General features: G+C 76.3%; 23 protein-coding genes and 1 tRNA gene. 14 read left to right on the top strand and 10 right to left on the bottom strand.

What is annotated here, in order from left to right; translation table 11 throughout:
• Window positions 1-351 (bottom strand): hypothetical protein (locus FB586_RS05325; protein WP_222928278.1); only part of this gene is annotated, 351 nt, incomplete at its 3' end.
• Between the two features lie 362 nt (window positions 352-713).
• Between FB586_RS05325 and FB586_RS05320 the strand changes: the two genes are divergently transcribed.
• From FB586_RS05320 to FB586_RS05305, 4 genes are all read left to right on the top strand, one after another.
• A tRNA-Lys gene (locus FB586_RS05320) sits at window positions 714-786 on the top strand.
• 55 nt (window positions 787-841) lie between these two features.
• Window positions 842-1,093, top strand: coding sequence for a hypothetical protein (locus FB586_RS05315; protein ID WP_136518211.1), 252 nt, complete (start codon window positions 842-844; stop codon window positions 1,091-1,093).
• A 96-nt stretch (window positions 1,094-1,189) separates the two neighbouring features.
• Window positions 1,190-1,576, top strand: a complete 387-nt coding sequence (locus tag FB586_RS05310) for a Fic family protein (protein ID WP_222928277.1) — start codon at window positions 1,190-1,192, stop codon at window positions 1,574-1,576.
• A 100-nt stretch (window positions 1,577-1,676) separates the two neighbouring features.
• On the top strand, window positions 1,677-2,087 hold the full coding sequence (locus tag FB586_RS05305; RefSeq protein ID WP_136518209.1) for a PPOX class F420-dependent oxidoreductase: 411 nt from the start codon (window positions 1,677-1,679) through the stop codon (window positions 2,085-2,087).
• A 58-nt stretch (window positions 2,088-2,145) separates the two neighbouring features.
• Here the strand turns inward: FB586_RS05305 and FB586_RS05300 are convergent, their stop codons facing one another.
• Window positions 2,146-3,294, bottom strand: coding sequence for a ScyD/ScyE family protein (locus FB586_RS05300; protein ID WP_136518208.1), 1,149 nt, complete (start codon window positions 3,292-3,294; stop codon window positions 2,146-2,148).
• A 167-nt stretch (window positions 3,295-3,461) separates the two neighbouring features.
• On the opposite strand from FB586_RS05300, the gene FB586_RS05295 reads away from it, so the two are divergent.
• Window positions 3,462-4,904: a 3' terminal RNA ribose 2'-O-methyltransferase Hen1 gene (locus FB586_RS05295; RefSeq protein WP_136518207.1), complete on the top strand. Its 1,443-nt coding sequence runs from the start codon at window positions 3,462-3,464 to the stop codon at window positions 4,902-4,904.
• Entirely contained in the window at window positions 4,901-7,501 is a 2,601-nt protein-coding gene (locus tag FB586_RS05290) for a polynucleotide kinase-phosphatase (RefSeq protein WP_136518206.1), read from the top strand. Before FB586_RS05295 ends, FB586_RS05290 begins: the two co-directional genes overlap by 4 nt.
• A gap of 172 nt (window positions 7,502-7,673) precedes the next feature.
• On the opposite strand, the gene FB586_RS05285 is transcribed toward FB586_RS05290, so the two are convergent.
• Window positions 7,674-8,579 carry a hypothetical protein gene (locus tag FB586_RS05285; protein ID WP_246036457.1) on the bottom strand — a complete coding sequence of 302 codons (906 nt, stop codon included), beginning with the start codon at window positions 8,577-8,579 and terminating at the stop codon, window positions 7,674-7,676.
• Window positions 8,580-8,885: 306 nt separating this feature from the next.
• Here FB586_RS05285 and FB586_RS05280 point away from each other — a divergent pair, with 306 nt between their 5' ends.
• Window positions 8,886-11,285, top strand: coding sequence for a LamG-like jellyroll fold domain-containing protein (locus FB586_RS05280; protein ID WP_136518205.1), 2,400 nt, complete (start codon window positions 8,886-8,888; stop codon window positions 11,283-11,285).
• A 72-nt stretch (window positions 11,286-11,357) separates the two neighbouring features.
• On the opposite strand, the gene FB586_RS05275 is transcribed toward FB586_RS05280, so the two are convergent.
• Window positions 11,358-12,359, bottom strand: a complete 1,002-nt coding sequence (locus FB586_RS05275; RefSeq protein ID WP_136518204.1) for a LacI family DNA-binding transcriptional regulator — start codon at window positions 12,357-12,359, stop codon at window positions 11,358-11,360.
• Window positions 12,360-12,483: 124 nt separating this feature from the next.
• On the opposite strand from FB586_RS05275, the gene FB586_RS05270 reads away from it, so the two are divergent.
• From FB586_RS05270 to FB586_RS05255, 4 genes are read left to right on the top strand one after another with little or no spacing between them, the layout of a single operon-like run.
• The gene (locus FB586_RS05270) at window positions 12,484-14,163 is read left to right on the top strand and encodes an HAD-IA family hydrolase (protein ID WP_136518203.1); all 1,680 of its coding nucleotides are present in this window, start codon (window positions 12,484-12,486) and stop codon (window positions 14,161-14,163) included.
• 56 nt (window positions 14,164-14,219) lie between these two features.
• A complete protein-coding gene (locus tag FB586_RS05265; protein ID WP_136518202.1) occupies window positions 14,220-15,110 on the top strand; it encodes a DUF8171 family membrane protein in 891 nt (296 codons plus the stop codon).
• On the top strand, window positions 15,107-16,849 hold the full coding sequence (locus FB586_RS05260; protein ID WP_136518201.1) for an ABC transporter ATP-binding protein: 1,743 nt from the start codon (window positions 15,107-15,109) through the stop codon (window positions 16,847-16,849). Before FB586_RS05265 ends, FB586_RS05260 begins: the two co-directional genes overlap by 4 nt.
• Window positions 16,846-17,679 carry an energy-coupling factor transporter transmembrane component T family protein gene (locus tag FB586_RS05255; protein ID WP_306419146.1) on the top strand — a complete coding sequence of 278 codons (834 nt, stop codon included), beginning with the start codon at window positions 16,846-16,848 and terminating at the stop codon, window positions 17,677-17,679. Before FB586_RS05260 ends, FB586_RS05255 begins: the two co-directional genes overlap by 4 nt.
• Before the next feature lie 85 nt (window positions 17,680-17,764).
• Here FB586_RS05255 and FB586_RS05250 read toward each other — a convergent pair whose 3' ends face one another.
• The gene (locus FB586_RS05250; RefSeq protein ID WP_136518200.1) at window positions 17,765-19,111 is read right to left on the bottom strand and encodes a glycoside hydrolase family 3 N-terminal domain-containing protein; all 1,347 of its coding nucleotides are present in this window, start codon (window positions 19,109-19,111) and stop codon (window positions 17,765-17,767) included.
• 63 nt (window positions 19,112-19,174) lie between these two features.
• Between FB586_RS05250 and FB586_RS05245 the strand changes: the two genes are divergently transcribed.
• Window positions 19,175-19,720 (top strand): MOSC domain-containing protein, encoded by a 546-nt coding sequence (locus FB586_RS05245; protein WP_136518199.1) that lies wholly within the window; start codon window positions 19,175-19,177, stop codon window positions 19,718-19,720.
• Between the two features lie 151 nt (window positions 19,721-19,871).
• On the opposite strand, the gene FB586_RS05240 is transcribed toward FB586_RS05245, so the two are convergent.
• The 3 genes from FB586_RS05240 to FB586_RS05230 all read right to left on the bottom strand — a co-directional run bounded on the left by FB586_RS05240 (window position 19,872) and on the right by FB586_RS05230 (window position 23,374).
• Window positions 19,872-20,621, bottom strand: a complete 750-nt coding sequence (locus FB586_RS05240) for a ZIP family metal transporter (RefSeq protein WP_136518198.1) — start codon at window positions 20,619-20,621, stop codon at window positions 19,872-19,874.
• A gap of 27 nt (window positions 20,622-20,648) precedes the next feature.
• On the bottom strand, window positions 20,649-22,430 hold the full coding sequence (locus tag FB586_RS05235) for an N-acetylglutaminylglutamine amidotransferase (protein WP_136518197.1): 1,782 nt from the start codon (window positions 22,428-22,430) through the stop codon (window positions 20,649-20,651).
• Window positions 22,431-22,522: 92 nt separating this feature from the next.
• Entirely contained in the window at window positions 22,523-23,374 is an 852-nt protein-coding gene (locus FB586_RS05230; RefSeq protein ID WP_136518196.1) for a DUF1028 domain-containing protein, read from the bottom strand.
• 205 nt (window positions 23,375-23,579) lie between these two features.
• Here FB586_RS05230 and FB586_RS05225 point away from each other — a divergent pair, with 205 nt between their 5' ends.
• A complete protein-coding gene (locus FB586_RS05225) occupies window positions 23,580-23,957 on the top strand; it encodes a YciI family protein (RefSeq protein WP_136518195.1) in 378 nt (125 codons plus the stop codon).
• Window positions 23,954-25,162: an RNA polymerase sigma factor gene (locus FB586_RS05220; RefSeq protein WP_246036456.1), complete on the top strand. Its 1,209-nt coding sequence runs from the start codon at window positions 23,954-23,956 to the stop codon at window positions 25,160-25,162. Before FB586_RS05225 ends, FB586_RS05220 begins: the two co-directional genes overlap by 4 nt.
• On the opposite strand, the gene FB586_RS05215 is transcribed toward FB586_RS05220, so the two are convergent.
• Window positions 25,135-25,539, bottom strand: a complete 405-nt coding sequence (locus FB586_RS05215; protein WP_222928275.1) for a YchJ family protein — start codon at window positions 25,537-25,539, stop codon at window positions 25,135-25,137. The two genes, FB586_RS05220 and FB586_RS05215, sit on opposite strands and share 28 nt — an antisense overlap.
• Window positions 25,540-25,541: 2 nt before the next feature.
• Window positions 25,542-26,723, bottom strand: coding sequence for an RtcB family protein (locus tag FB586_RS05210; protein WP_136518193.1), 1,182 nt, complete (start codon window positions 26,721-26,723; stop codon window positions 25,542-25,544).
• Window positions 26,724-26,729 lie beyond the last annotated feature (6 nt).

The following is a 26,729-nucleotide window of genomic DNA, read 5'->3' as shown; positions in this document are numbered from 1 at the left end:
GCCCACCGCGTCGTACTGCCACGCGGTGGTGTCCGCGCTGGATGACGTCAGACGGTGCGTGGTGTCGTACGTGTACGTCGTGGTCCCCGCGGGCAGGCCGGTGTTGGCCGATCGGGTCTGCGACGTGCGGTTGCCGGCCTTGTCGTACCCATACCCCCACGCCGCGTTCGTGGTCGCGCCCGTGCGTTCGGTGGCGTTGGTGAGCCGACCGAGCGAGTTGTAGGAGTACGACGTGACCGCGCCGGCCGGGACGCCGACCTCCTTGGTCGAGGTGCGGGTCTGGACCGCGAGGCGGTCAGCGGACGGCCCGGACGCGCCGGCCTTGGTGAAGGAGTAACCGACCTCCGCCACGACGGCACCGGCCGCCGTGCTCGTCCAGGACGCGGCGCAGCCGGGAGTCCTGGGCGACGGCTTTCAACCGGGCCGACAACCGCCCGACGGCGCCCACGAGCGTCCGGCCCGAGCACGCGCTCGGCTTCTAGTCTCGCTCGCGGCGACGCCCCGCGGGGGCGAACGACATCGTCGTTATCCCGAGGGTTCCACCGATCCCGCAGGTCGACTCACAAACCCTCCCCCGGAAGGTTCGTCACGATCCCGGACCGCCGTGACCAGGCTGTACCGTCGGTCCCGTCGCCTGCAGGCGCCCTCCCGGCCGCTCGCGGACGACACCGGTGCTGTCCCGCGGGTTCCACGAGTGAATCCCCTCATCACCCGGGCCTCTAGCTCAACTGGCAGAGCAGCGGACTTTTAATCCGCGGGTTGTGGGTTCGATCCCCACGGGGCCCACCGGCTGCCTGCCGCAGTGGGCGGCGCGAGCAGGTCGCCCGCCGGTAGGAGCACGATGCCCCACAGCGATCGCCGCGGCGCGGTCCTGGCATGGTCCGGCGCCTGTCTCGTCGTCCTCGCCCTCGCCGTCGGTGCCCTGCTGCTCCTGCAGCCGTGGGCGTCCTGCCCGGACGACACCGCACCCGCCGCCTGCCCGGTCCCGGCCGACGACGTGCCGCTGCACGCGGCCGGGTGGGTCGGGGCGGGCGTCACGGGCGTCGTCGGCCTCGCGCTCGTGGCCCGCCCCGGGAGTATGCGGCGCCGGTGAGACCCCGCGGGGCGCGCGGCGGTCTGCAGGGCGTAAAGATGGACTAGCGCACGTGCTATCCATCCTTAGCGGATGATCGAGCGATCGAGTCGGACCATGAGCAAGGGCGACCTCGCTCCGATCGTGGACACCATGGCCCAGGCCTTGGCCGACGCCGTGGTCAACGGCCGCCAGCTCGTGGCGGACCTGCGCGAGGTGCGCGCCGGCTGGGCGGCCGGCACGCGGGCGCGTGCCGACGCGGCGGTGTGGCCGCTGATGGACCTCGTGCTGCGCCAGCCGGTCCTCGGGACGGCGCTCGTCCAGCGCGAGCTGGGCGTCTCGCACACGAACGCCATGAAGGCGATCGGCCGGCTCGTCGAGGTCGGCGCCCTCACGGAGGTCGGCGGCCGTCGCCGGTCGATCCTGTGGCAGTCCCCCCCGGTGCTGTCCGCGCTCGACGCGTTCGCGGCCCGCGGCGGCCGCCGCGAGCAGCGCGCACCCTGACGCCGCGCGCGAGGATGGCGATTGGTCACCTCCGATGACCACGTCGCCATACTCACCGTGCGCCGGGCAGCGCCAGCCCTGCCGAACCGAGGAGCCCACCGTGCCGAAGCCGCCCCTGCCCGCCGACGTCGTCGACCTGCTGCGCCGCCCGAACCCGGCGGTGATGGCGACGATCCACCCCGACGGCCACCCGGTCACCGTCGCCACCTGGTACCTGCTGGAGGACGACGGCCGCGTGCTGCTCAACCTCGACGCCGGCCGCGCCCGTCTCAAGCACCTGCGCGCGAACCCGCACGTCTCGCTCACCGCGCTCGCGGAGGACAACTGGTACACGCACGTGAGCGTGCAGGGGCGCGTCGTGGAGATCCGCGACGACGTCGACCTCGTCGACATCGACCGGCTCTCGACGCACTACGGCGGCAACCCGTACCCGGTGCGCGACCGGGCGCGCGTCAGCGTCCTCGTCGAGGTCGACCACTGGCACGGCTGGGGCGCGGCCAAGCAGGACTGAGGCACGCGGGCGGGGCCGGCGCCGCTCGCGTCGGCCCCGCCCGGGGACGCACGCCCCGTCAGCGCCAGCGGACGGCGACGACCTTCCCGTTCTCGGTGAACACGTCCGTCGAGACGTACAGCCGGTTGTCCTCCCACTCGACACCGGCGGGCTGGTTCACCGAGCCGAGCGAGCGCACGTGCCCCCACGGCGTCACGAGGGAGACCTCGTTGGCGTACAGCTCGGCGACGAACACCGAACCGAGCGGGCCGACGGCGACGTTGGTCGCGCCGGACAGGGCGGTCGCGAGCGTGCGGACCTCCCCGGTCCGCGGGTGCACGCGGTGCACGGCGCCGAGCGAGCCCGTGCTGCCGTCCTCCGGACCGCCGGGCAGCGTCGAGACGACCAGCCAGCCGTCGTGGCCGAGCTCGACGTCGGTCGGCACGGACTCGAACAGGTAGGTCGCACCGACGAGGCACTCGGGCAGCCCGAGGGCCGCGACGACCTCGGCGGTGATCGTCCACGGCACCGGCGGCAGCACGGCGACGGTCCGCACCGCGCCGGACCGGTCGACGGCGAGCACGGCGTTCGCCCCCGCGTCGGCGACGTAGGTCGTGCCGCTCCGCGACGTGGCGGAGCCGTACCCGTGCGTGTCGACGACGCCGGTGTACGGCCCGAAGCCCTCCGGCACCTCGCAGGACGGGTCGGTGACCTGCGCGCCGTACGTGACGTCGCCGTCGGGGTTCTCCGCCTGCTCGTACGCGAGCAGGTCGGCGACCGTCCGGACCGTCCCGTCCGGCGTACGGCGCTTGAGCAGCGACGAGGTCACGGACGTCTGGTCCCCGGTGCGCTCCGCCCAGGTCACCGCGCCGCGCCACGTCGAGACCGCGGCGACGTCGCCGCCCGGCGGGTCCGCCGCCGCCAGGACCGTGGGCGTCCCGCCCTGCGGCACGGCCGTCAGCAGCCCGGCGAACGCCTGCCCGACCGTCAGGTCCCGGCCGTCCACCTCGAACACCAGCGGACCCGCCAGCCCGGACGCGACGGCGCCCGTGAAGTCGAGCGCCGGCAGACGCAGGCCGTGGTGGCCGGACCGCCACCGCTGCGCGAGCTCCTCCGACGACGTCCCCGGATGACCGAACCCGTCGTGCGCCGACGCCGGTCCCCCGCCGGCGACCACCAGCCCCCCGGCGACCAGCGCCGCCCCGAGTGCCTTCCCCCACCGCGCCATGCTCGTCTCCTCGTCGAGAGGCAGGACCGCGCGCCCGCAGGCGTGCCGAAACCGGCACGAAACGCGCGGATCGGACCCGCCCACCATGCACCCGTCCGGGTGCGGTGTAAACGGCGCCGACGGCAATACCCGGGCCGGTCGGGGCGGGCCGCTGCCAGGATGTGCCGGTGCTGCTGACGCTGACCACCGAGACCGACGCCGCGAGCGACCTCGGGTATCTGCTGCACAAGCACCCCGGACGCGTCCAGCAGTTCGAGCAGCCCTACGGCGTCGCGCACGTGCTCTACCCGGAGGCCACGGACGCCCGGTGCACCGTCGCGCTGCTGCTCGAGGTGGACCCGGTCGGCCTCGTGCGCGGACGCGGTCCCCGCGACACGGGCTTCAGCCTCGCCCAGTACGTGAACGACCGTCCCTACGCCGCGTCGTCGATGCTCGCGGTGACGCTGGGCCGGGTGTTCCGGTCCGCGCTCGCCGGCCGGTGCGCGGCCTGGCCGGAGCTCGTCGACCGGGTGTGGCCGCTCGAGGTGCACCTGCCCGCGGTGCCCTGCCCCGGCCCGGACGCCGCGGCACGGCTGTTCGCCCCGCTGGGCTGGCAGGTCGAGGCGACGCCGGTGCCGCTCGACCCGCAGGTGCCGGCGTGGGGCGACTCCCGCTACGTGGACCTGCGCCTGCGCGGCACGCACCGGGTGGCCGACGCCCTGTCGCACCTGTACGTGCTCCTGCCGACGCTCGACGGGGCGAAGCACTACTGGGTCGGGTCGGACGAGGTCGACAAGCTCGTGCGCGCCGGCGGGTCGTGGCTGGGGACGCACCCGGCGCGGGACGAGATCGTGCGCCGGTACCTCGCGCACCGGCGCGTCCTCGCGGAGTCGGCGGTCGCGCGCCTGGCGGAGGTGGACGACGCGGTCGCGGACGCCGCGGAGGACGTCACGACCGACGACGACGTCGCCGTCCTGCCCGACGCCGCCGCGCCGGCACCGGCGGGCACGCCGCCGCTCGCCGAGCTGCGCCGCCGCGCGGTGCTCGACCAGCTGCGCGCGGCCGGTGCGCGCTCGGTCGTCGACCTGGGCTGCGGGCAGGGCGAGCTGCTCGGGCTGCTGCTCGACGAGGGGTTCGACCGGCTGCTCGGCGTCGACGTCTCCCCGCGCGTGCTCGCGACGGCCGCGCGGCGGCTGCGGCTCGACACCCTGCCGGACCGGGTCCGCGAGCGCGTCCGGCTCGTCCAGGGGTCGGTGACGTACACCGACGCCCGCGTGGCGGGGTTCGACGCCGCCGTCCTGATGGAGGTGATCGAGCACGTCGACCCGCCGCGCCTGCCGGCCGTCGAGCGCGCGGTGCTCGGTGCCGCGGCGCCGGCGACGCTCGTCGTCACCACCCCGAACGCCGAGCACAACGTGCGCTACCCGACCCTCGCCGCGGGCACGATGCGGCACCACGACCACCGCTTCGAGTGGACGCGCGCGCAGTTCGCCGCGTGGGCGCACGCCGCGGCGGACCGGTTCGGCTACGGGGTCGAGCTGCTACCCGTCGGACCCGTCGACCCCGAGGTCGGGCCGCCCACGCAGATGGCCGTCTTCCACGCCGCCGCCGGGCAGGAGACCTCCCGATGACCGCGCTGACCGTCCCCGCCCTGTCCCTCGTCGTGCTGGTCGGCGCCTCGGGCTCCGGCAAGTCGACGTTCGCCGCCCGGCACTTCGGGCCCTTCGAGACGCTGTCGTCGGACTTCTGCCGCGGCCTGGTCGCGAACGACCCGAACGACCAGTCCGCCACGGACGCCGCGTTCGACGTGCTCCAGCACATCGCCGCGCGCCGCCTCGACGCGGGCCTGCTCACGGTGGTCGACGCGACGAACGTGCAGCAGCACGCGCGCAAGGCGCTGGTCGACCTGGCGCGCGCGCACGACGTGCTGCCGGTCGCGGTGGTGCTCGACGTGCCGGAGGACGTGTGCCTGGAACGCAACCGCGCCCGCGGCGACCGCGCGTTCGGCGACCACGTGGTCCGGCGGCAGCGCGACGCGCTGCGCCGCTCGCTGCGCGGGCTGACGCGCGAGGGGTTCCGGACCGTGCACGTGCTGCGCGGCGTGGAGGAGGTCGAGGCGGCGACGATCGTGCGCGAGCCGCTGCGCAGCGACCGCCGCGACGAGCACGGCCCGTTCGACGTCGTCGGCGACGTGCACGGCTGCCGCGCCGAGCTGGAGACGCTGCTGGAGCGCCTGGGCTGGGAGCTCGTCCGCGACGACGCCGGGCGTCCGGTGGACGCGGTGCACCCCGAGGGCCGGCGGGCGGTGTTCCTCGGCGACCTGGTCGACCGCGGCCCGGACAGCCCGGGCGTGCTGCGGCTCGTCATGGGGATGGTCGAGGCGGGCCACGCGCTGGCCGTGCCGGGCAACCACGAGAACAAGCTGGTCCGAGCGCTGGACGGACGGGCCGTGCAGGTCTCGCACGGGCTCGCGGAGACGCTCGAGCAGCTCGCGGCCGAGCCCGAGGAGTTCCGCGCGCAGGTGCGCACGTTCGCCGACGGGCTGGTCGCGCACCTCGTCCTCGACGACGGCCGGCTCGTCGTCGCGCACGCCGGGCTGAAGGAGTCGTTCCACAACCGCGCGTCGGGGCGCGTGCGGTCCTTCGCGCTGTACGGCGACACGACGGGCGAGACCGACGAGTACGGGCTGCCGGTGCGCTACCCGTGGGCGGAGGAGTACCGCGGGCGCGCCACGGTGCTGTACGGGCACACCCCGACGCCCCGCCCGGAGTGGGTCAACAACACGATGTGCCTGGACACCGGCTGCGTCTTCGGTGGGCACCTCACGGCCCTGCGCTACCCGGAGCGCGAGGTCGTGCAGGTCCCCGCGGAGCGGGTCTGGTACGAGCCGACGCGACCCTTCCCGACGGCCGACGCGCCCGCGGAGGCCGACGGGACGGGCGTCACGCGCCGGGACCCGGACGTCCTCGACGTCACCGACGTGCTGGGCAAGCGGGTCGTCGACACGTCGCTCATGGGCCGGGTGACCGTGGCGGAGGAGAACGCCGCCGGCGCCCTCGAGGTGATGAGCCGGTTCGCGGTCGACCCGCGGGCGCTGCTGTACCTGCCGCCGACGATGAGCCCGTGCGCGACCGCCGCGGACGGCGACCTGCTGGAGCACCCGGCGCAGGCGTTCGAGGCGTACCGCGCGGCGGGCGTGCGCGAGGTGGTGTGCGAGGAGAAGCACATGGGGTCGCGTGCCGTGGTGCTGGTGTGCCGCGACGCGGCGACCGCCGCCGGGCGCTTCGGCCTGCCCGACGGCGCGACGGGCGTCGTCCACACGCGCACGGGACGGCCGTTCCTCGACCCCGCGCGGACGGAGGAGCTGGTGGGCGTCGTGCGCGACGCCGTCACCGGCGCCGGGCTGTGGGGCGAGCTCGGCCGCGACGGCGAGGACGCGACGTGGGTGCTGCTCGACGCCGAGCTCCTGCCGTGGTCGGCGAAGGCCGAGGACCTGCTGCGCGAGCAGTACGCCGCGGTCGGTGCCGCCGCGCGGGCCGCGCTGCCCGCCGCGGTCGACGTGCTCGCCCGGGCGGGCGGCGCGGGGCGGGACGTCGGCGACCTGCTCGCGCGGACCCGCTCGCGCGCGGACGACGCCGAGGCGTTCACGGCCGCGTACCGGCGCTACGTCTGGCCGACGGACGGGCTGACGGGCGTGCGGCTCGCGCCGTTCCAGGTGCTGGCCGCGGGCGGGCGCACGGGCGGGGCGACCTACGAGGAGCGTCCGCACACCTGGCACCTCGCGGCCGCCGACGCGCTCGTCGCCGCCGACGCGCGGGGCGTCCTGCTGGGGACCCGGCGGCTCGTCGTCGACCTCGACGACGCGGACGCCGTCGCGGCGGGCGTCGCGTGGTGGACCGACCTCACGGACGCCGGCGGCGAGGGCATGGTGGTCAAGCCGCTCGCGAACCTCGTCCGGGGCCGGCGCGGGCTCGTGCAGCCGGGCATCAAGGTGCGCGGGCGCGAGTACCTGCGGATCGTCTACGGCCCGCACTACACCGAGCCGGGCAACCTGGAGCGGCTGCGCAGCCGCAACCTGGGCCGCAAGCGGGCCCTCGCGCTGCGCGAGTACGCGCTGGGCGTCGAGGCGCTGCACCGGCTGGTGGCGGACGAGCCGCTGTGGCGCGTGCACGAGGCCGTGTTCGCGGTGCTGGCCCTGGAGTCGGAGCCGGTCGACCCCCGCCTCTGACGCCACCCCTCCCTCGGCCCCCACGTCCCCTCCTTCTCGCACCGGGGAGCGGCGAGCAGCGCGCGAGAGTGGCGTGGTGGTCGTGGGGAACCGCCACCTCGCCGGTCTCGTCGGGGCGGGGCCGGGGCGTCCGGACGCGCCTCGGGCGGGGGCGGAGGGCCGGGGCGGGCCGTCAGGGGACGGTGGGGGCGAGCTCCCGCCAGGTGCGGTAGTGCTGGACGGCGACGCCCCGGTACCCGGGGGTGCTGACGAGCGCGTCGTGGACCACCTGCACCTCGGCCTCGAGCGCGTCCGTGCCGTCGTCGCCGAAGGTCCACTCCGCGCCGCCCGCGACCTCGGGGGTGTCGGTCTCGACACCGATCGTGAACGGCACACCGGCGGCGACCGCCTGCGCGCGGGCGTCGGCGGAGAGCGCGAGGATCCCGTCCCGGCCCTGCGCGTGGTCGACGAACGTCACGATGCCCACGGAGTCGGCGCGCGCGAGCACGGCCTCCGCGACCGTGCCGCCGCCGGGCGCCGGCTCCCAGGCCAGCCAGTACGGCACGTCGACGCCCAGGCCGACACCCTCGGGCAGCGCCGCCTTCGCGGTGTCGAGCATGGTCAGCCACCGCGTGACGATCCCGGCTCGGTCGGTCCGCCAGCCGGGCAGCGTCCAGGGCTCGACGTCGAGCTGCACGTGCGAGACGTCGCGCCCGCGCGTCGCGGCCTGCAGCCACCACACGGCCAGGTGCGGCTCGTCGAGCCACGGCGGGTCGCCGCCGAGCACGCCGACCTCGACGCCCTCGGCCCGCAGGGCGTCGACCGCCGCCGTCATCCACGGGGCGACGGCGCCGACGTCGGCGGCCCACGGCGCGGACAGGTGCACGGTGGTGAGCTCCCGGTCGCGGGCCCAGGCCGCGAGGACCGCCGGCTCGGCCGCGGCGTAGCCGGTGCCGCGGGCGTCGACCTCGCGCGGGACCGAGTTGTCCCAGACCCACATCGTGGTGACGGGCCGCGGCGGCGGGGCGTCGCTGGCCGCGACGGGGGACGCCAGGGCCGCGGCGGCGAGGACGCCGGAGAGCGCGGCGACGACCGGCACGGCGACCCGTGCCGTCCGGCGGGACGGACGGTGGGGGCGTGGGGGTCGCACGGGCTCTCCGATCCTCGGCGGTCCGGCCCTGGTGCGCCGGGGTGCGACGCCTGCGTCGCGACCGCTGCGCACCAGCATCAGGGAACCGCTCTCCTGCGCGCGAGCGCGACGGCAGGTCCCACCCGTGCGGCGGGCGCGATCCGCCCGACTCCTCCCTTTACAACGTTGCAACGGCGGCCTACCGTCGATCGCGGAAGCTCGCCCTGCACCGTCGAGCCGCCTCCCCTGTGTCCAGCGCCGCACCAGGAGACCGCCGTGACCCCACGCGCCCAGCGACCCGCCCGCACCCTCGCCGCCGCCACGCTCGCCGCCACCCTCGCCGCCGCGCTCGCCGCCACCGGGGTCGGTGCCGCGACCGCGGCACCACCGACGGCCCCCACGTTCACCGACGCCACTGTGCACGACCCGTCCGTCGTCGTCGCCGACGACGAGATCTGGGTGTTCGGCTCGCACCTGCAGGTCGCGAGGACGGACGACCTCATGCACTGGGACCAGGTCGCGGCCGGCGTCACGCCCGACAACCCGATCTTCGAGGACGTCACCACCGAGCTCGCCGAGACCCTCGCGTGGGCGCAGACCGACACGCTCTGGGCCGCGGACGTCATCCAGCTCGCCGACGGCCGCTACTACATGTACTACAACGCCTGCCGCGGGGACTCCCCGCGCTCCGCGATGGGCGTCGCCGTGGCCGACGACGTGGACGGGCCCTACGAGGACCTCGGCATCATCCTGCGCTCGGGCCACGAGGAGCACGAGCAGCCCAGCGACGACGGCACGCCCTACGACGCCCGCATCCACCCCAACGTCGTCGACCCCGACACGTTCTACGACGCCGAGGGCGACCTGTGGATGGTCTACGGGTCCTACTCCGGCGGCATCTTCATCCTCGAGATGGACGAGGAGACCGGCCTGCCGGTGCCCGGTCAGGGGTACGGGAAGCACCTGACGGGCGGCAACCACAGCCGCATCGAGGCGCCGAACATCATGTTCGACGAGGGCACCGGCTACTACTACCTGTTCCTCTCGTTCGGCGGCCTCGACGCGAGCGGCGGCTACAACATGCGCGTCGCCCGGTCCCAGAACCCCGACGGCCCGTACGTCGACGCCGAGGGCAACCCGATGTCGGAGGTCCGGTCCGACCCGTCGCTGCCGCTGTTCGACGACGCGTCGATCGAGCCCTACGGCGTGAAGGTCATGGGCAACCACCTGTTCCAGCGCGAGGTCGGCGACCCCGGCACGGGCCCGGGCACCGGGTACGTGTCCCCCGGGCACAACTCGACGTACACCGACCCGGAGACGGGTGAGCACTTCCTGGTGTTCCACAGCCGGTTCCCCGGGCAGGGCGAGACGCACAACGTCCGCGTGCACGAGATGCGGATGAACGCGCAGGGCTGGCCCGTCGTCGCGCCCCACCGGTACGCGGGCGACGCACCGGCGCAGCCGTTCGCCGGCCAGGGCGGTCCCGACCGGTTCCGCGTCGCGGACGTCGTCGGCCACTACGCGCTGGTCGACCACGGCAAGGCGATCTCCGCCGACGTCACCCGCGCCGTGGACGTGCGCCTGGAGGCGAACGGCCGCGTCACCGGCGACCGCGAGGGCCGCTGGCGGCTCGACGGCCGCGACCGCCTGCGGCTCGAGGTCGACGGCGCGACCTACGAGGGCACCCTGCTGCGGCAGTGGCAGCCCGACCGGCAGGAGTGGGTGGTGACGTTCACCGTCCAGTCGCTCGCCGGCGTCTCGCTGTGGGGCAGCGCCGTGGAGCCGATGACCGCCCGCGAGGCCGTCCGGGCCGTCGTCGCCGACCTCGACCTCGGCGACACCTCAGCGGTCGTCGCGGACCTGACCCTCCCGACGACCGGCACCCAGGGCACGACGATCACGTGGGCGTCGAGCGACCCCGCCGTCGTCTCCCCGACCGGGGGCGTCACGCGCCCCGCGCACGGCGAGGGCGACGCCACGGTGACGCTCACGGCGACGGTCCGCAACGGGAACCGCACCGCGACCGCGACGTTCACGGTGACGGTGCTCGAGCGGACGCCGGGGGGTCTGGCCGGCGCGTGGTCGTTCGAGGGCGACCTCGCGGACGCGTCCGGCACCCACCCCGCCGCGACGGTCACGGGCCCCCGGATCGGGACCACGGGCGGCACCGTCACGTACGTGCCGGGTGTGCACGGTCAGGCCGTGCACCTCGACGGCACGAGCGGCGTCCAGCTGCCCACCGGGCTCGTCGACGGACCGTCGTACTCGGCCGCGCTCTGGGTCCGCCCCGACGTGATCACGCAGTACACGACGACCTTCTTCGCGGCGCGGGACGACCAGAGCTGGGTGAGCCTCGTGCCGCGCGGACCCGACAGCACGACGATGGTGTGGTCCGGCAGCACGTCCTGGTACGACGCGAGCACGGGCGGTCAGATCCCCGTCGGCGAGTGGACGCACCTGGCGTACACGGTCGACGGCGGCGACATCAGCGTCTACGTCGACGGTGAGGAGCGCTTCTCCGGCAGCGGCTTCCCGCAGGTCCTCACGACGCCGACCGGCACGTTCACGCTCGGCGTCAACTGGTGGGACACCCCGTTCGCGGGCGCCGTCGACGAGGTGCAGGTGCACCGCGGCGCGCTGACGGCCGAGGAGGTCGCCGCGCTGGCGGCCCCCTGACCGCAGCACCACGACCGGCCGGGACCGCGCAGCGGCCCGGCCGGTCGTGCGTCGCCGTGCCGGCCCCGCCGTTCAGCGCGACGACGGGGGGCAGGCGGGCCGCGAGGACTCCCGGACGACGAGCGTCGGCGCCGCGACCTCCCGGCCCGCCGGGCCGCCGTCGAGGAGGGCGAGCGCCTGCGACGCCGCCGCGCGGCCCATCGCGGCGCGCGGCTGGTCGACGCTGGTCAGCCGGGGCCGCACGAGCTCGGCGAGCTCGGTGTTGTCGTAGCCGACGACCGCGAGCTCCCCGGGCACGGCGACGCCGCGGTCGGCGGCCGCCGCGAGCAGGCCGACCGCCACCCGGTCGTTCGCGGCGAACGCCGCCGTCGGACCGCCCGGTCGCCGCACCGCCTCCAGCAGACGCTCGACGCCGTCGGCACGCGCGTCGAACTCCAGCCCCGTGGTGCCCGCGGCGGCGCGGTAGGCGTCGCGGCGCGCGGTGGCGGCCGGGCGGTCGGACGCGGTCAGGAACGCGATCCGCGTGTGACCGGCGGCCAGCAGGTGCTCCACCGCGAGCCGCGCCCCGGTCTCGTCGTCGTTCGACACCCACCCGACCCCGTCGGGGACCGCCCGCGGCCGCCCGACGACCACGACCGGGAGGCGCGCGGCGGCGTCGGCGAGGTCCCGCTCGTCGAGACGGGCGGTGACGGCGACGACCGCGTCGACCCCGAGCCCGACGAGGTCCGCCAGACGGCGGCGCAGGAGCGCCGGGTCCTGGCGGCCGTGCGCGAGGACCACGCCGTAGCCGGCCGCGGCCGCGGCGTCCTCGAGGCCGTTGACGATGTCGGTGTGGTAGCCGTTGCGCAGGTCGGTGAGCAGGACGCCGAGGAGCTCGCTGCGCCCGCTGACGAGCCGCTGCGCCCACCCGTTCCGCCGGTACCCCAGGGCGTGCGCGGCGTCCGCGACGCGCCGGCGGCTGTCCGCGCTGACGCCTGCGTCGCCGCGCAGCGCGGCGGAGACGAGCGACTTCGACACCCCGGCCGCGCGCGCGACGTCGACGATCGTGGGGCGGGGCGGGCCGGAGCGAGGCATCGCGTCGTTTCTACCACCGCCCCCTCGGGTCGCCGTCGTCGCCGGCCACGGCCGTCTGGAACGTTCCGGAGCCGTTCACCGACCGGAGGGCCGGGCGTCATCGCGGATCCCTACCGTCTCCGCCGTGACCTCCACGACGACCCTCGCGCCGACCGCCCTCCGGAACGTTCCAGACGCGCTGCTCCTGGACTTCGGCGGCGTGGTCTTCGAGACCGAGAAGGTGCGGGACGGGCGGCGGCTGCTCGCCGCCGACCTCGCCCAGCGGCTCGCCCGCGCCGGCGCCGGCGTCGACGTCGACGCTCTGCACCGGTCGCTCGACGCCGGCCTCGTCGCGCTCAAGCACTGGAAGCACGCGCAGAGCCGTCGGCTCGAGCCGCGCGAGCTCGCCCCCCGCGAGATCGTCGGGGACTTCCTCGCCTCCGACCTGCCGCCGTCCCCGCGCGCCCTGCTCGTGGCCGAGGCGTCGGACGTGCTGCTCGCCGTGACCACCACGCTCTCGCGGCACCGGCTGCGCCCGGGCGTGCGCGACCTCCTCGACCTCGCGGACGCGCACGGCATCCCGGTGGGGATCGTCTCGAACGCCCACTCCGGCCGCAGCCACCGCGCGCTGCTCGCGCGGCACGGGCTCGAGGGCCGGTTCGCGGTGCAGTGCTACTCGGACGAGGTGGGCATCCGCAAGCCGCACCCGGGGATCGTCCGGCTGGCGGCCGAGGCCCTGGGCACCACCCCCGACCGCTGCTGGTACGTCGGGGACACGCAGGACCGCGACGTCGTCGCGGGCCGGCGTGCCGGGGTCGGGGCCGTGCTGCTCACCCGCAGCCACCACACGGACGACCCGCCCTTCCCGGTCGCCGACCGGGCGGACGCCACCTTCGCCACGCCCGAGGGGCTGGTCGACGCGCTGGCCGCGGCCCTCGCGCACGGCACGCCCCCGGCCCCCGCGCACCGCGCGCCCGCGGCCCCCGCGCCCGGCGCCCCGGGACCCGCTCGCGCCGCCGACGCCCACCCGACGGGGCGGCCGGCGCTCCTCCTCGACCACGGCGGCGTCGTCTCGGACTCCCGCGACGACCCCGACGCCCTCCGCGCGTTCGCCGTGTGGCTGTCCGGGCTGCTGCGCGGCCGCGGGACGCACCCCGACCCGGACGCGGTGCTGGTCCTGCTGGCCCGCGCCCGCTCCGAGCACCGCGACTGGAAGCGGGCCGCCGCCCACCGCCACGCCGCCGGGACCGGCTCGCTGCCGGAGGCGGACCCGGTGGTGTTCTGGCGCGACTGGTTCGGCGCCGCGCTGGACGGGCGTCAGCGGGCCGTGCTGACGGCCGAGGCGCACGAGGTGATGTCCCGCTACGGCCGGGCGAAGTCCCGCCGCACCCTGCGGCCCGGCGTGCGCGAGCTGCTCGAGCGCTGCCGGGCGGACGGCACCCCGGTGGTCGTCGTCTCCAACACGGTCAGCGGCCGCGCGGTCCGCGCCGAGTGCGCCGCGCACGGCATCGCGGACCTCGTCGGCGCCTTCGTGTGCTCCGACGAGATCGGCGTCCGCAAGCCCGACCCGGCGCCCGTGCGCGAGGCGCTGGTGATCGCCGGGGCCGACCCGCGTGCGACGTGGTTCGTCGGCGACAAGCCGCAGAACGACTGCGTCGCGGCCCGGGCGGCGGGGGTCACGCACCGCGTGCTCGTGCGCGGCGGCTCCACCGAGGACGCGGTGCTCGACGCCGCCCTCCGCTCCGGCCTGGCCACCGCCGTCGTCACCGACCCCGGGGACGTCGTCGCGCTGATGGCGGCGTCGGACGCCGTGCCCGTCCCCTGACCCGACCGCCCCCCACCCGTCCGACCGCCCCCACCCCACCTGGAGGGAACAGCACCATGTCCACGATCGAGACCCGGGAGCGCCGCGGCGCGCTGCGCGGCATCGGCTCGTCCCAGACGTCCACGCCCCAGAACCTGATGGTGTTCGTGCTGTCCATGGCGCTGTTCGGCCTGGCCAACATCATCCTCGAGATCATCCCCGACGTGACGGTCGGCCCGGTCGACGTGTCGGTCAGCTACTTCGTGTTCGTCCCGCTCACGCTCGCCGCCCTGCTCAACCCCTTCTGGGCCGCGCTCGGCGCCCCGCTCGGCGAGATCGTGTTCACCGACCTGCTCATGGGCGACTTCTCCGGCCTGGCGGAGATCGAGGGCTTCATCCAGATGTTCCTCGCGATCTACGTCGCCGGCTCGCTCGTGCGGGACCCCCGCAGCCGGCCGCAGATCTTCCTCGGTGCCGTCGTCCTGGTCGGCGTCGACAAGCTGCTGTCCGCCGCGGTGGACATCGGGAAGGTGTGGGTGGGCGTCGAGGACGCCGAGCTCGTGGAGGGCCTGCCGCAGTCGATCGTCCTGCTCGAGGGGATCGGGTTCGGGGTCGACGTCGTGATGTCCGGCATCCTGTTCGGCGCGATCCCCGCGATGTGGCTGATCCCGGCGCTGCACGGGCGCATCGAGCCCCTGCTCGGGATGCGCCCGCGCGTCCCCGGCGAGCCGCGGCCCGGGTCCGTGCCGCGCACCGGCTGGTTCGTGGTCGTGGCCGTGCTCGCGGCCCTGGTCTCCTTCGTCTTCGCCTTCCTCGAGGCGTGGGACCTGTCGGTGGGGACGGTCGACGCCGACTTCCGCGACCGCTTCGGCGACGGGTTCCTGTGGGTGGCCGTCGGCGCGCTCGTCGCGGTGCTCGCGATCGCCTCGATCCTCTTCGCCGTGTGGCGGCGGCGCGGCGACCGGTGAGCGGCGACGACGTGCGGGACGACCCGGTCGTCGAGGCGGTCGACCTGAGCTTCCGCTACCCGGGCGCCGACGCCGACACGCTGCGCGACGTGGACCTGACGATCCGCCGGGGCGACTTCGTCGCGGTGGTCGGCGGCAACGGCTCGGGCAAGACGACGCTGTGCAAGACGTTCAACGGGCTGGTGCCGCACTACTGGTCGGGCGAGTTCGCCGGCGCCGTGCACGTCGCGGGGACCGACACGTGGGAGTCGTCGGTCGCGCGGCTGTCGAGCTCCGTCGGGTACGTGTACCAGGACTTCCAGAACCAGCTCGTGCGGCCCACCGTGCGCGACGAGGTGGCGTTCGGGCCGGTCAACTTCGGCCTGGCCGACCACGCCGAGCGCACCCAGGAGGCGCTGGAGAAGGCCGGCATCGCGCACCTGGCGGACCGGTTCGTGTGGCAGCTGTCGGGCGGGCAGGCGCACCTGACGGCGCTCGCGTCGGTGCTGGCGCTGCGACCCGAGGTGGTCGTGGTGGACGAGCCCGTCGCCGAGCTCGACCCCGCCGCCGCCGTGGAGGTGTACGAGCGGCTCTCCGAGCTGCACCGCGAGCACGGCGTCACGGTCGTCACGATCGAGCACCACGCCGAGTTCATCGCCCGGTACGCGTCGTCGGTGCTCCTGATGAGCGACGGCGCCCCCGTGTGGCACCTGCCGACGGCGGAGGCGCTGGCCCGCGCCGGCGAGCTCGCGGAGCACGGCATCCCCGCGCCCCAGGTCGTCGAGGCGCTCGCCCGGCTCGGGGTCGAGGGGGTCCCGCGGTCCCCGGCCGAGGCCGCCGCCCTGGTCCGGACCGCGGAGAGCCGGGGTGCGCTCCGGCGCTCCGGCCCGCGGACCGAGCCGCGCACCCGCACCACGCCCGCGCCGCCCGCCCGGGCGGTCGCGGCCGCCCGGGGCGTCAGCCACGGGTACCGCAGCGTCGGCGGTGACCTCCAGCCCGTGATCGACGACCTCCACCTCGAGCTCCTCGAGGGGGACCGGGTCGCACTCGTCGGCGGCAACGGCGCGGGCAAGACGACCCTGATGCGGCTGCTCGCCGGCATCCAGGTCCCCCGCTCGGGCACCGTCGTGCTCGACGGCGTCGACACGCGCACGGAGCGGCCGCACCGTCTCGCCGAGCGTGCCGCGTACCTGACGCAGCGGCCCGAGCGGATGTTCCTCAAGGCGTCGGTGCGGGAGGACGTCGAGCTGTTCCCCCGCAGCCGCGGCGTCCCCGACGTCGACGCGCTGGTCGACCGCATCCTCGACCGGGTGCGGCTCACCGCGTTCGCCGACCGGGACGGCCGCACCCTCTCCGGCGGGCAGCAGCGCCGGGCGACCCTCGCGATCGGCCTGGCGATGCGGCCGGCGCTCCTGCTGCTCGACGAGCCGACCGCCAGCCTCGACGTCGGCAGCCGCGACGACGTGATCGCGATGCTCGCGGAGCTCTCGGGGTCGATCGCGTGCACGGTCGTCGCCACGCACGACATGCACCTGGTGGCGGAGTGGGCCACGCGCGTCGTCGTCCTCGACGGCGGGCACGTGCTCGCGGACACCACGCCGCGGGCCCTGTTCGCCGACCCGGACGTGCTCGCGCGCGCCCACCTCGTCCCGCCGCAGGTCGCCCAGCTCGGGACGGAGCTGGGGCTCGACCCGCTCCCGCTCACCGTGGCGGAGCTCGCCGCGCACTTCACGACCGTCCCCCTGGGGGTGCCCGCGTGAGCGTGGCCCGCGTGCAGCGCGACGTCCTGTCCGTCGAGTGGGTCAAGCTCGAGCTGATCCGCACCGCCTACGCCACGCGCGGCGGCCTGTTCGCCGGGATGGACCCCCGGGCGGTGGTCGGCTGGTACGCGGCGATGGCGCTCGCCCCCTGGTTCACGCACAACCTGACCACGGTCGCGTGCCTGTTCGTCGTGGCGGCCGCGGCCGTCGTGCTCGCCCGCGTCGGCCCGCTCGTGCTCGGCCTGTTCGTGATCGGCCTCGTCCTCGAGCTCGTGTACCTCGCGCTCGCCGCGACGCTCTTCGGCGGGGACCTCACCGCCGTCGTCGCCCTGCTCGAGGTCACGGCGAAGCTCGGCGTGCTCTCGCTCGCCAGCCTGGCCGCGTTCGTCTCGCTCGACCCCGAGAAGCTCTCGGACGCGCTGCTGGCCCTGCGGTTCCCGCCGGCCGTCGCGTTCGCGGTGTCGTACGGCTACCGGATGATGCCGATCCTCGTGGAGGAGTTCGCCACCGTGATGGAGGGCTACCGCCTGCGCCAGCTGCCGCCGCAGCAGCGCGGCCTGCTGGGGTGGCGGGTGGTCGTGCACTGGGCGGTCGTCGCGGTGAAGGCCTTCTACCCGATCTTCCTCAACACGGCGAAGTCCGTCCGCACGACCGTCGAGGCGCTCGAGGCCCGCGGGTTCACGTTCGCGACCATCGACCCCCGCGGCCGCGCCATCCGGATCGGCTCGCTGCGCCTGGGGCCGCTCGACCTCGCCGTGCTGGCGGTCACCGCGGCCCTCGTCGCCGGGTGCTACGCGGCGGGTGCCCAGTGGCCGCTGCACCGCTCCTGACGGCGGCCGGGCCGGTGGTGGGGCGCGGGAGCCGTGCACGCCGGCGTCGTCCCGGGCGGCGGTCAGGGCGTCCGCGTGGGGACGGTCAGGGCGTCCGCGTGGGGACGGACGGCACCGCGTCCACCCCCGGCGCACCCGTCTCAGCCGTCGCACCCGGCCCGAACGCAGGCAGGTCCACGTCGAGGCACGACATCGCCACCGGGTCCCCGCCCGCGAGCGCGGTGACCCGCGCCGCCGCCTCCGACAGCCGGTCCTCCGGCAGCGCGCCTGTGCGCACGGCCTCGACGAGCGCGTCCCGCATGCGCACCGCCTGGCGGCCGTCCGTCGCGAGGACGGCGTCCGCGCCGGCACCCACCGCGGCCACCGCGGCCGCGGGGAAGTCCCAGCGCAGGTTCACCGCGCCCATGCCCACGGAGTCGGTGATCGCGACGCCCTCGAAGCCCATGCCCCGCAGCAGCGCGTAGGCGCGCGGGCTCAGCGACGCCGGCAGGTCGGGGTCGAGCGCGGCGTACTGCAGGTGGTTGAGCATGACGACGGGGACCCCGGCGTCGATCGCCTGCTGGAAGGGCAGCAGGTCGGTGGCCGCGAGCTCGTCGACACCTGCCTCGACGAGCGAGGACTCGCGGTGCGAGTCGACCGTCGAGCGGCCGTGCCCGGGGAAGTGCTTGACGGTCGGCGTGACGTCGGCGTCGGCGAGGCCGTGGGCGTACGCCAGCCCGTACGCGGCGGCCGTCGCCGGGTCCGCGCTGAAGGACCGGTCCCCGATGACCCCGCCCGCGGGCCCGTCGTCCAGGTCGAGCACGGGGGCGAGGTCGAGGTCGACGCCCACCTCCGCGAGTGCCTCCCCGGTGACGGCCGCACGCGCCCGCACCTCCTCGGGCGTCTCCCGCTGCGCCATGCGGCGTGGCGACGGCCCCTCCCCCACGACGTCGCGCATGAGGGCGACCCGCCCGGACTCCTCGTCGGTCGACACCAGCAGCGGGCGCCCCGCGGCCGCGCGCAGCCCGGCGCTGAGCGCCGTGACCTGCTCGGCGTCGTCCACGTTCGGCTCGGACAGGAACACCCCGCCCACGCCGAGCGCGACCACCTCCTGCGCGAGGGGGTCGTCGGCGGACCGGACGCCCGGCAGCCCGACGACGAGCGTGGCGGCGGCCCGCTGCTCGAGGGGCGCGGGTGCGCACCTGGGCGTCGGGGTGGGGGTCGGGGTCGCGACCGGGGCGGTCGGGGACGTGGGGGCGGCCGTCGCGTCGCCCGTGCGGTCACCGGCCGTCAGCGGCACCAGCGACGCGGCGCCGAGGGTCGCGACCGCCAGCACCGCCAGCCCGGCGGCGCGGGTGCCGGCGGTGCGCCGGGCCCGCGCGTGCCGCGGGACCACGGCGTCGTCGTCGCCTGCGGGCACGGGAGGCTCGGGCACGGACGGCGGGGTGGTCACGCCAGCAGGCTAGGCGGGGCCGGCGCGGGCCGCCCGTCGGTGCCGGCCACCTACGCTGAGGCGGTGCCCACCCTGCTCGCCGTCTGCGCCGTCCACGCCCTCCGCCCCGACGCCGGCTCGCAGGGCGTCACCGCGATCGACAAGCGCACCGTGGACGGGCCGGTGAAGGTCGGGCCGTACGGGCTGCGCGGCGACGTGCAGGCGAACCGCAAGCACCACGGCGGGCTGGAGCAGGCGGTGTACGCGTACGGGCAGGACGACGCGGACTTCTGGGCCGGGGAGCTCGGGCGCGAGCTGCACCCCGGCTGGTTCGGCGAGAACCTGCGCGTGGCCGGCCTCGACCCCAACGCGGCGCGGGTGGGCGAGCGCTGGCACGTCGGCGAGCGGGTGGTGCTCCAGGTCACGGGCCCGCGCACGCCGTGCGCGACGTTCGCCCGCTGGGTCGGGGGCGCCGACGAGCGCGGCTGGGTCAAGCGGTTCGGCGCCGAGGGCCGCCTGGGCGCCTACCTGCGCGTCGTGCGGGGCGGCGAGGTGAGGGCGGGCGACGCGATCGTCGTCGACCCCGCGCCGCAGGACGCCCCGACCGTGCTGGACCGCTACCGCCGCTGACGCCCAGCCCCGGGATCCGGTCCGCCTCCCGCCGCCTCCCGCCCGCTCACCCCGGGCTTCGTCAGCACCCCGTCCTCCGCGTGCTGACCTACTCCGGGTTCGACGGCACCCGGCGGCGGTTGCGCGCGGCCGGGGCGCCCCGCTGCGACGGTCAGAGGCGCTCGATCGCGAACGAGAGCAGGAAGCCGACGGTCGCGAGCAGTCCCGCGTAGAGGTGGGTGCGCTCGAACGCCTCGGGGATCATCGTGTCGGCCACCATCGCGAGGATCGCCCCGGCCGCGACGGCGGTGATGACGGCGACGACCGTGCCCGACGCGCCCTGCAGCAGCAGCGCCCCGAGCGCCGCCGCGAGGCCGCTCGCGAGCGCGATGCCGCCCCACACGCCGAACACGTAGCCGGCCCGGCGCCCGCTGCGCTTCATGCCCGCCGCGCTCGACAGTCCCTCGGGCAGGTTCGAGATCGCGATCGCGGCCAGCACCGGGACGCCCACGCCTCCGCCGCCCAGGAGCGAGAGCCCCAGCACCACCGACTCGGGCACGCCGTCGAGCAACGCCCCCACGGCGATGGCGGCACCGCTGCCGGCGTCGTCCTCCTCGCGCGGCTGCTGGTCGCCGGACCGCTTGCGGTGCCGCGCCCCGTGCCGCGCGAGCACGACGTTCGCCGCCACGTAGGCGACGGCCCCGCCGAGGAACCCGGCGGCGGTCGCGGCGAGCCCGCCGGTGCGCTCCGCCTCGTCGACCAGGTCGAACGCGAGCGCCGAGATGAGCACCCCGGCCCCGAACGCCATGACGCCGGCGACGACCGTCTGCGGCACGCGCACGAACCACGCGACGAGCGCGCCCAGCACGAGCGCTCCCCCGGCGGCGAGCCCCCACAGGCCCGCCTCCACCCACACCGGCACCCGGGGTCCCCTCTCGTCGCGGTGGGCTCAGCGCACGCCGTGCGTCTGCAGCCACATCTCCAGCACGGCGAGCGGCCAGAGCCGGTCGACGCCCGTGGGTCCCCGCTCCTCGCCCGGACGCTCGAGCAGCGGCGCGACGTACCCGGGACGCACGAGGCCCCGGTCGCGCGCGGCCCGGGACGTGAGGACGTCGCGGACCAGATCCAGCACCGGACCCTCGAGGTGCGTGACCGCCGGGACGGGGAAGTACCCCTTCGGGCGGTCGACGAGGTGCGGCGGCAGGACCCGCCGCGCGATCGTCTTGAGCACGCCCTTGCCGCCCTGCGCCGCGAGCAGCTCCGGCGGGCAAGCCGCGGCGAGCTCCACGAGGTCCTGGTCGAGGAACGGCACGCGCGCCTCCAGCCCCGACGCCATGGCCATCGAGTCCAGCCGCATGACCGGGTCGTCGACGAGCATCACCTCGGTGTCGAGGCGCAGGACCGCGTCGAGCGACGTCGCCGTACCGGGCCGGGCCAGGTGCTCGGCGACGACCGCGCGGGACGGGTCCTCGTCGAGCAGCCACGCCGGGTGCAGCACCCGCGCCATGTCGGCGTGCCCGCGCTCGAGGTAGCGGGCCGCGTACGCCTCGGCGAGGTCCTCCCGCGGCACGTCCAGCAGCGGCGCGTGCCAGTGGTAGCCCGCGAAGACCTCGTCGGCGCCCTGCCCGGACTGCACGACGCGCACGTGCCGGGCCACCTCCTGGGAGAGCAGGTCGAACGCGACGGTGTCGTGGCTGACCATCGGCTCGGACATCGCCGCGACCGTGTGCGGCAGCGCCGCCACCACGTCGTCGACGCTCGCGACGATGCGGTGGTGCTCGGTGCCGACGTGCCGCGCGACGGCGTCGGACCAACGGAACTCGTCGCCGTCGCGGCCGGGGGCGTCGAAGCCGGTCGAGAAGCTCGCCAGGCCCGTCTGCCCCGCCTCGGCGAGCAGCGCGACGACGAGGCTCGAGTCGAGGCCGCCCGACAGCAGCACGCCGACCGGCACGTCCGCCACGGTGCGGCGCCGCACCGCCGTGGCGAGCGCGTCCTGGACGGCGTCCGCCCAGTCCTGCTCGGACCACCCCGCGTGCTCCGGGCGCCGCTCGTGGGGCGGCGCCCAGTACCGGTGGTCCCGCTGCGTCCCGTCGGGCTCGACGACGCGGACCGTCGCGGGGGGCAGCTTCTCGGCGCCGCGGACGAGCGTGCGGGGCGCCGGGCCGACGGCCCGGAACGACAGGTAGTGGTGCAGCGCGACGGGGTCGAGCGTGGTGTCGACGTCGCCGGCCTCCAGCAGCGCGGGCAGGCTGGACGCGAACCGCATCCGCCCCGGCCTGCGGCTCAGGTACAGCGGCTTGATCCCCAGCCGGTCCCGCGCCAGGACGACACGCCCGCTGCCCAGCTCGACCAGCACGACCGCGAACATGCCGACGAGGTGGTCGACGAACGCCGTGCCCCACCGGTGGTAGGCCTTGAGCACCACCTCCGTGTCCGACGTGGAGGTGAACCGGTACCCGTGGCCGCGCAGCTCCTCGCGCAGGTCGCGGTAGTTGTAGACCATCCCGTTGAGGACGAGCGCGAGCCCGAGCTCGTCGTCCACCATCGGCTGCGCGCCCGCGTCGCTCAGGTCCACGATCGCCAGCCGCCGGTGCCCGAACGCGACGCGGCCGTCCGCCCACGCGCCCGCACCGTCCGGCCCCCGGGGTGCCAGCACCTTGGACATCCGCTCGACCGCCTGGACGTCCGCCGGTGACCCGTCGAACGTCACCTCACCGCACACGCCGCACATGCACGCTCGTTCCGCCGGGGCGGGCCAGGCCGCTGGACCCTCGTGCCCCCCGACCCTCGCACGCGACCGCCGCGCGCGCCCGCGCAGACGCGTCAGACGGTGGCCGGCACGCCCTGCGCCGCGGCGTGCCGGCGCAGCTCCGCGCGCAGCAGCCGGTCGACCGCGTGCGGCAGCAGCAGGTGCTCGAGGTTCTCGTCCTCCGCCCACGCCGCCAGCCGCAGCGGGAGCGGCCCGTCGGCGCGCCCGAGGGCGCGCAGGTGCCTGTCCAGCTCACGCACGACGCTGCCGACCAGCGGCACCGCCGTCGCCGGGTCGGGCTCGGCGACGAGCACCGCGTGCACCCGCAGCGCCCGCGCCAGCGCGGGGATCGGCTCGGGGTCGTCGTCGACCCGCAGGTCGACCCGGCCCGGGCTGCGCAGGTGCAGCTGCCCCTCGCCGGACGCGACGAGGAGCGCGGCGCTCTGCCGCCCGCGGCGGTCGCCGCCGGCGGCGTCCCCCGCGGCCAGGCCGGCCAGCAGCCGCTCGGCGAGGGTCCCGGGCGTGGCCTCGAACGCCGCGACCATCGCGTCGAGGACACCCTGCCCCACCAGGAGGTTGCCGACGGCGACGCAGTCGTCCCCGACGACCTCCCCCGCCACGGCCCCGCAGTGCTGCCCGGTGAACGTCGCGGGGCGCCCGGTCGCCGCCAGGACCGCGACCTGCCGGCGCTCGCGCTCGGGGTCGCCCTCCACCAGCAGGTCGACGGTGCGCCCCGCCGTCAGGCCGGCGCGCAGCGAGCGCAGACCGCGCTCGCGGTACGTGACGTTGGTCGACGCCTGCGTCGCCAGCGCGCCGACACCGGCCGCCACGGCGGTGACGGAGGCGCCCACGGCGAGGTACTTCGACGCCGTGGCGACGCCGAACGTCTGCCCGTCGGCGTCCCGGGCGACGAGCGAGAACGTCACGCTGCCTCCGCCTCCCCCGCGGCGCCGGCGGCCGCGTGCGGCACCAGCGTGGCACCGCCCGGCGCGGCGGCGCGCGACGGCGCGCGACGGTGTCGACCGGGCGGCGCCTCGATCGTCATGACGGTGCCGGGGCCCTCCCGGCCGCGGCCTCCCGCCGCGTCCTAGCCTGTCGACGAGGGTCGACGCCCGTCCCGAGGAGGACGCCATGCGCTACACGCTCCTGCTGCACTACCCCGAGATGAGCCCCGAGGAGCTCGGCCCGGAGGGCGTCGAGCACGGGCAGCGCGCGTTCACCGCCTACGCCGCGACCCTGCACGCGGCCGGTGTGCTCGTCGCCGCGGAGGTCCTGCAGCCGTCGGTCGCCACCACGACGCTGCGCACCGTCGACGGGGTCCTGCAGGTGCAGGACGGCCCCTTCGCGGACACCAAGGAGCAGCTCGGCGGGACGTTCGTCGTGGACGTGCCGGACCTGGACGCCGCGCTCGCATGGGCCAGGCAGGCGCCGTCGGTCGCGTGGGGGCCCGTCGAGGTGCGGCCGGGTGCGGTGCACGTGGTCGACGGCGCGTGGGTGCCGAACGCGTGAGCACCCAGGAGGCCCGGGCGGCCGCCGAGCGCGCCGCCCGGGACTCGTACGGCCGGCTCCTCGCGCTGCTCGCGGCGGCCGCCGGCGACGTCGCGCTGGCGGAGGACGCGCTGTCCACCGCGTTCGAGCAGGCGCTGCGCACGTGGCCGGACGCCGGGGTGCCGCGCAGCCCGGACGCGTGGCTGCTCACGGTCGCGCGCAACCGGGTGCGGGACGTGTGGCGGTCCGCCGCGCACCGCACGTCGGCGCCGCTGGAGGACGACGCGGCCACGGCCGACCCGCTGGCCGACCTCGACCCCGACGCCCTGCCCGACCGGCGACTGGCCCTGCTGTTCGTGTGCGCGCACCCGGCGATCGCCGCCGACGTGCGCACACCGCTCATGCTGCAGACCGTGCTCGGCCTCGACGCCGCCCGCGTGGCCGCGCTGTTCGCGGTCCCGCCCGCGGCCATGGCGCAGCGGCTCGTGCGCGCCAAGCGGCGCATCGCGGCGGCGCGGATCCCGTTCGCCGTGCCCGGGCGCGCCGACCTGGCCGACCGCCTGCCGCCCGTGCTCGAGGCCGTCTACGGCGCGGCCGCGGCGACGTGGCGCGAGGACGGGTACGGCCTGGCCGGCGAGGCGCAGCACCTGGCCGTCACGCTCGCCGCGCTGCTCGGCGACGAGCCGGAGGCGTGGGCGCTCGCCGCGCTCGTCACCCTCGCCCTCGCCCGCCGGCGCACCGGCCCGTTCGTGCCGCTCGACGAGCAGGACCCGTCCGGCTGGGACGCGGACCTGCTCGCCCAGGGCGAGGCGTACCTGCGCCGCGCCGACCGTCCGACCCCGCCGGGGCGGTTCCGCCTCGAGGCGGCGATCCAGGCCGTGCACGCGGACCGCCGCCGCACGGGCACCACCGACTGGGCCGCGCTGCGCACGCTCTACCGGGCGCTGGACGCGGTCGCCCCCAGCCTCGGCGCACGCGTCGCGCTCGCCGCCGTGACCGGGCGGGTCGACGGGCCGGCCGCCGGGCTCGCGGCCCTGCCGCCGGAGCCGGCGCCGCCGTTCCAGCCGTGGTGGGCCGCCCGGGCCGACCTGCTCGCACGGGCCGGCCGGCACGAGGAGGCGGCGGCCGCCTACGCGCGCGCGGCCGCGCTCAGCGCCGACCCGCAGGTGCGCGCGTACCTCGCCGCGCGCGCCGCCGCTCAGCCGCCGACGTCGCCGTCCACGTAGGACCAGCGCCCGCCCTCGCGCACGAACCGGCTCGTCTCGTGCAGCCGGCCCCGCCCGTCCGGGCCGCGGTGGTGCGCGACGAACTCGACCACGCCGCGGTCGTCGAACGGTCCGCCCGCCTGCGTGCCCAGCACGTCGAGCCGCACCCAGCGCACGTCCTCGTCGAGGTCGAGCCGCGCGGGCCGCGTGCTCGAGTGCCACGTGGCGCGCAGGTAGGCCGCGTCGCCCGTGGCGAACGCGGTGTACCGCGAGCGCATGAGGGCCTCCGCCGTCGGCGTTGCGGCCGCACCCGTGAGGTAGCGGCCGCAGCAGTCGGCGAACGTGTCGCCCGACCCGCAGGGGCAGCGGGCGTCGTCCGCCGGTCGCGTCCCGCCCACGCTCAGTCGCCCTTGACGTTGACGACCTGGCGCAGCACGTGCCGGACCTCGACGAGGTCCGCAGCGTCGGCCATCACCTGGTCGATGTCCTTGTACGCGGCGGGGATCTCGTCGAGGAACGCGTCGGTGTCCCGGTACTCGATGCCCTGCATCGCCTCCCGCAGCTGGGCCCGGGTGAACGTACGCCGTGCCGCCGAGCGCGAGTACGCGCGCCCCGCACCGTGCGGGCTCGAGCACAGCGACTCCGGCTCGCCCTTCCCGACCACGACGTACGACCGCGTGCCCATCGACCCCGGGATGAGCCCGGCGTCACCGGTGCGCGCACGGATCGCGCCCTTGCGGGACACCCACACGTCCTCGCCGTGGTGGTGCTCCAGCTCGGTGAAGTTGTGGTGGCAGTTGACGCGCTCGTGCTCGACGACGTCGGCGCCCATGTGCTGCGCGAGCGCGGCCACGACGCGGTCCATCATCTCCTCGCGGTTCGCCACCGCGTAGTCCTGCGCCCAGCGCAGCTCGCGCACGTAGTGGTCGAACTCCTCGGTGCCCTCCTCCACGTACGCGAGGTCGCGGTCCGGCAGGTCGATCCCGCGGCGGCGGCAGACGTCGGCGGCGATCCGGATGTGGTGCTGCGCGAGCCGGTTGCCGACGCCGCGCGACCCCGAGTGCAGGAACAGCCACACGCGGCCCGTCTCGTCGACCGACACCTCGATGAAGTGGTTGCCCGAGCCCAGGGAGCCCATCTGCAGGCGCCAGCCCGCGACGTACGCGTCCGGCTGCAGCCCGATCGCCGCGGCCGCCCGCTCCAGGTCCGCCACGCGTGCCGCCGCGCTCTCCGTGAGCCGCCGGTTGGCCGCACCGGCCGAGAGCGGCACGCGGCGCTCGACGTCCTCGCGCAGCGCCCGCAGCGGCTTGCGCGCGGCGCGGAGCTCGTCCTCCGTCCACTGCGTGCGCACGGCGATCATGCCGCAGCCGATGTCGACGCCCACCGCGGCCGGGATCAGCGCCCGCACGGTCGGGATGACGCTGCCGACCGTGGCCCCCTTGCCCAGGTGCGCGTCCGGCATCAGCGCGACGTGCGGGTGCACGAACGGCAGCTCCGCGGTGCGCTCGGCCTGCTCCCGCGTGACGGGGTCGAGGACGGAGGCCCAGCTGACGAGGCGGTCGGACAGACGGGTGAACGGCATGCCGCG

The organism is Cellulomonas telluris (assembly GCF_004886325.1).
Lineage (GTDB): Bacteria > Actinomycetota > Actinomycetes > Actinomycetales > Cellulomonadaceae > Cellulomonas > Cellulomonas telluris.
This window is presented reverse-complemented; position numbering and strand designations above follow the sequence as displayed.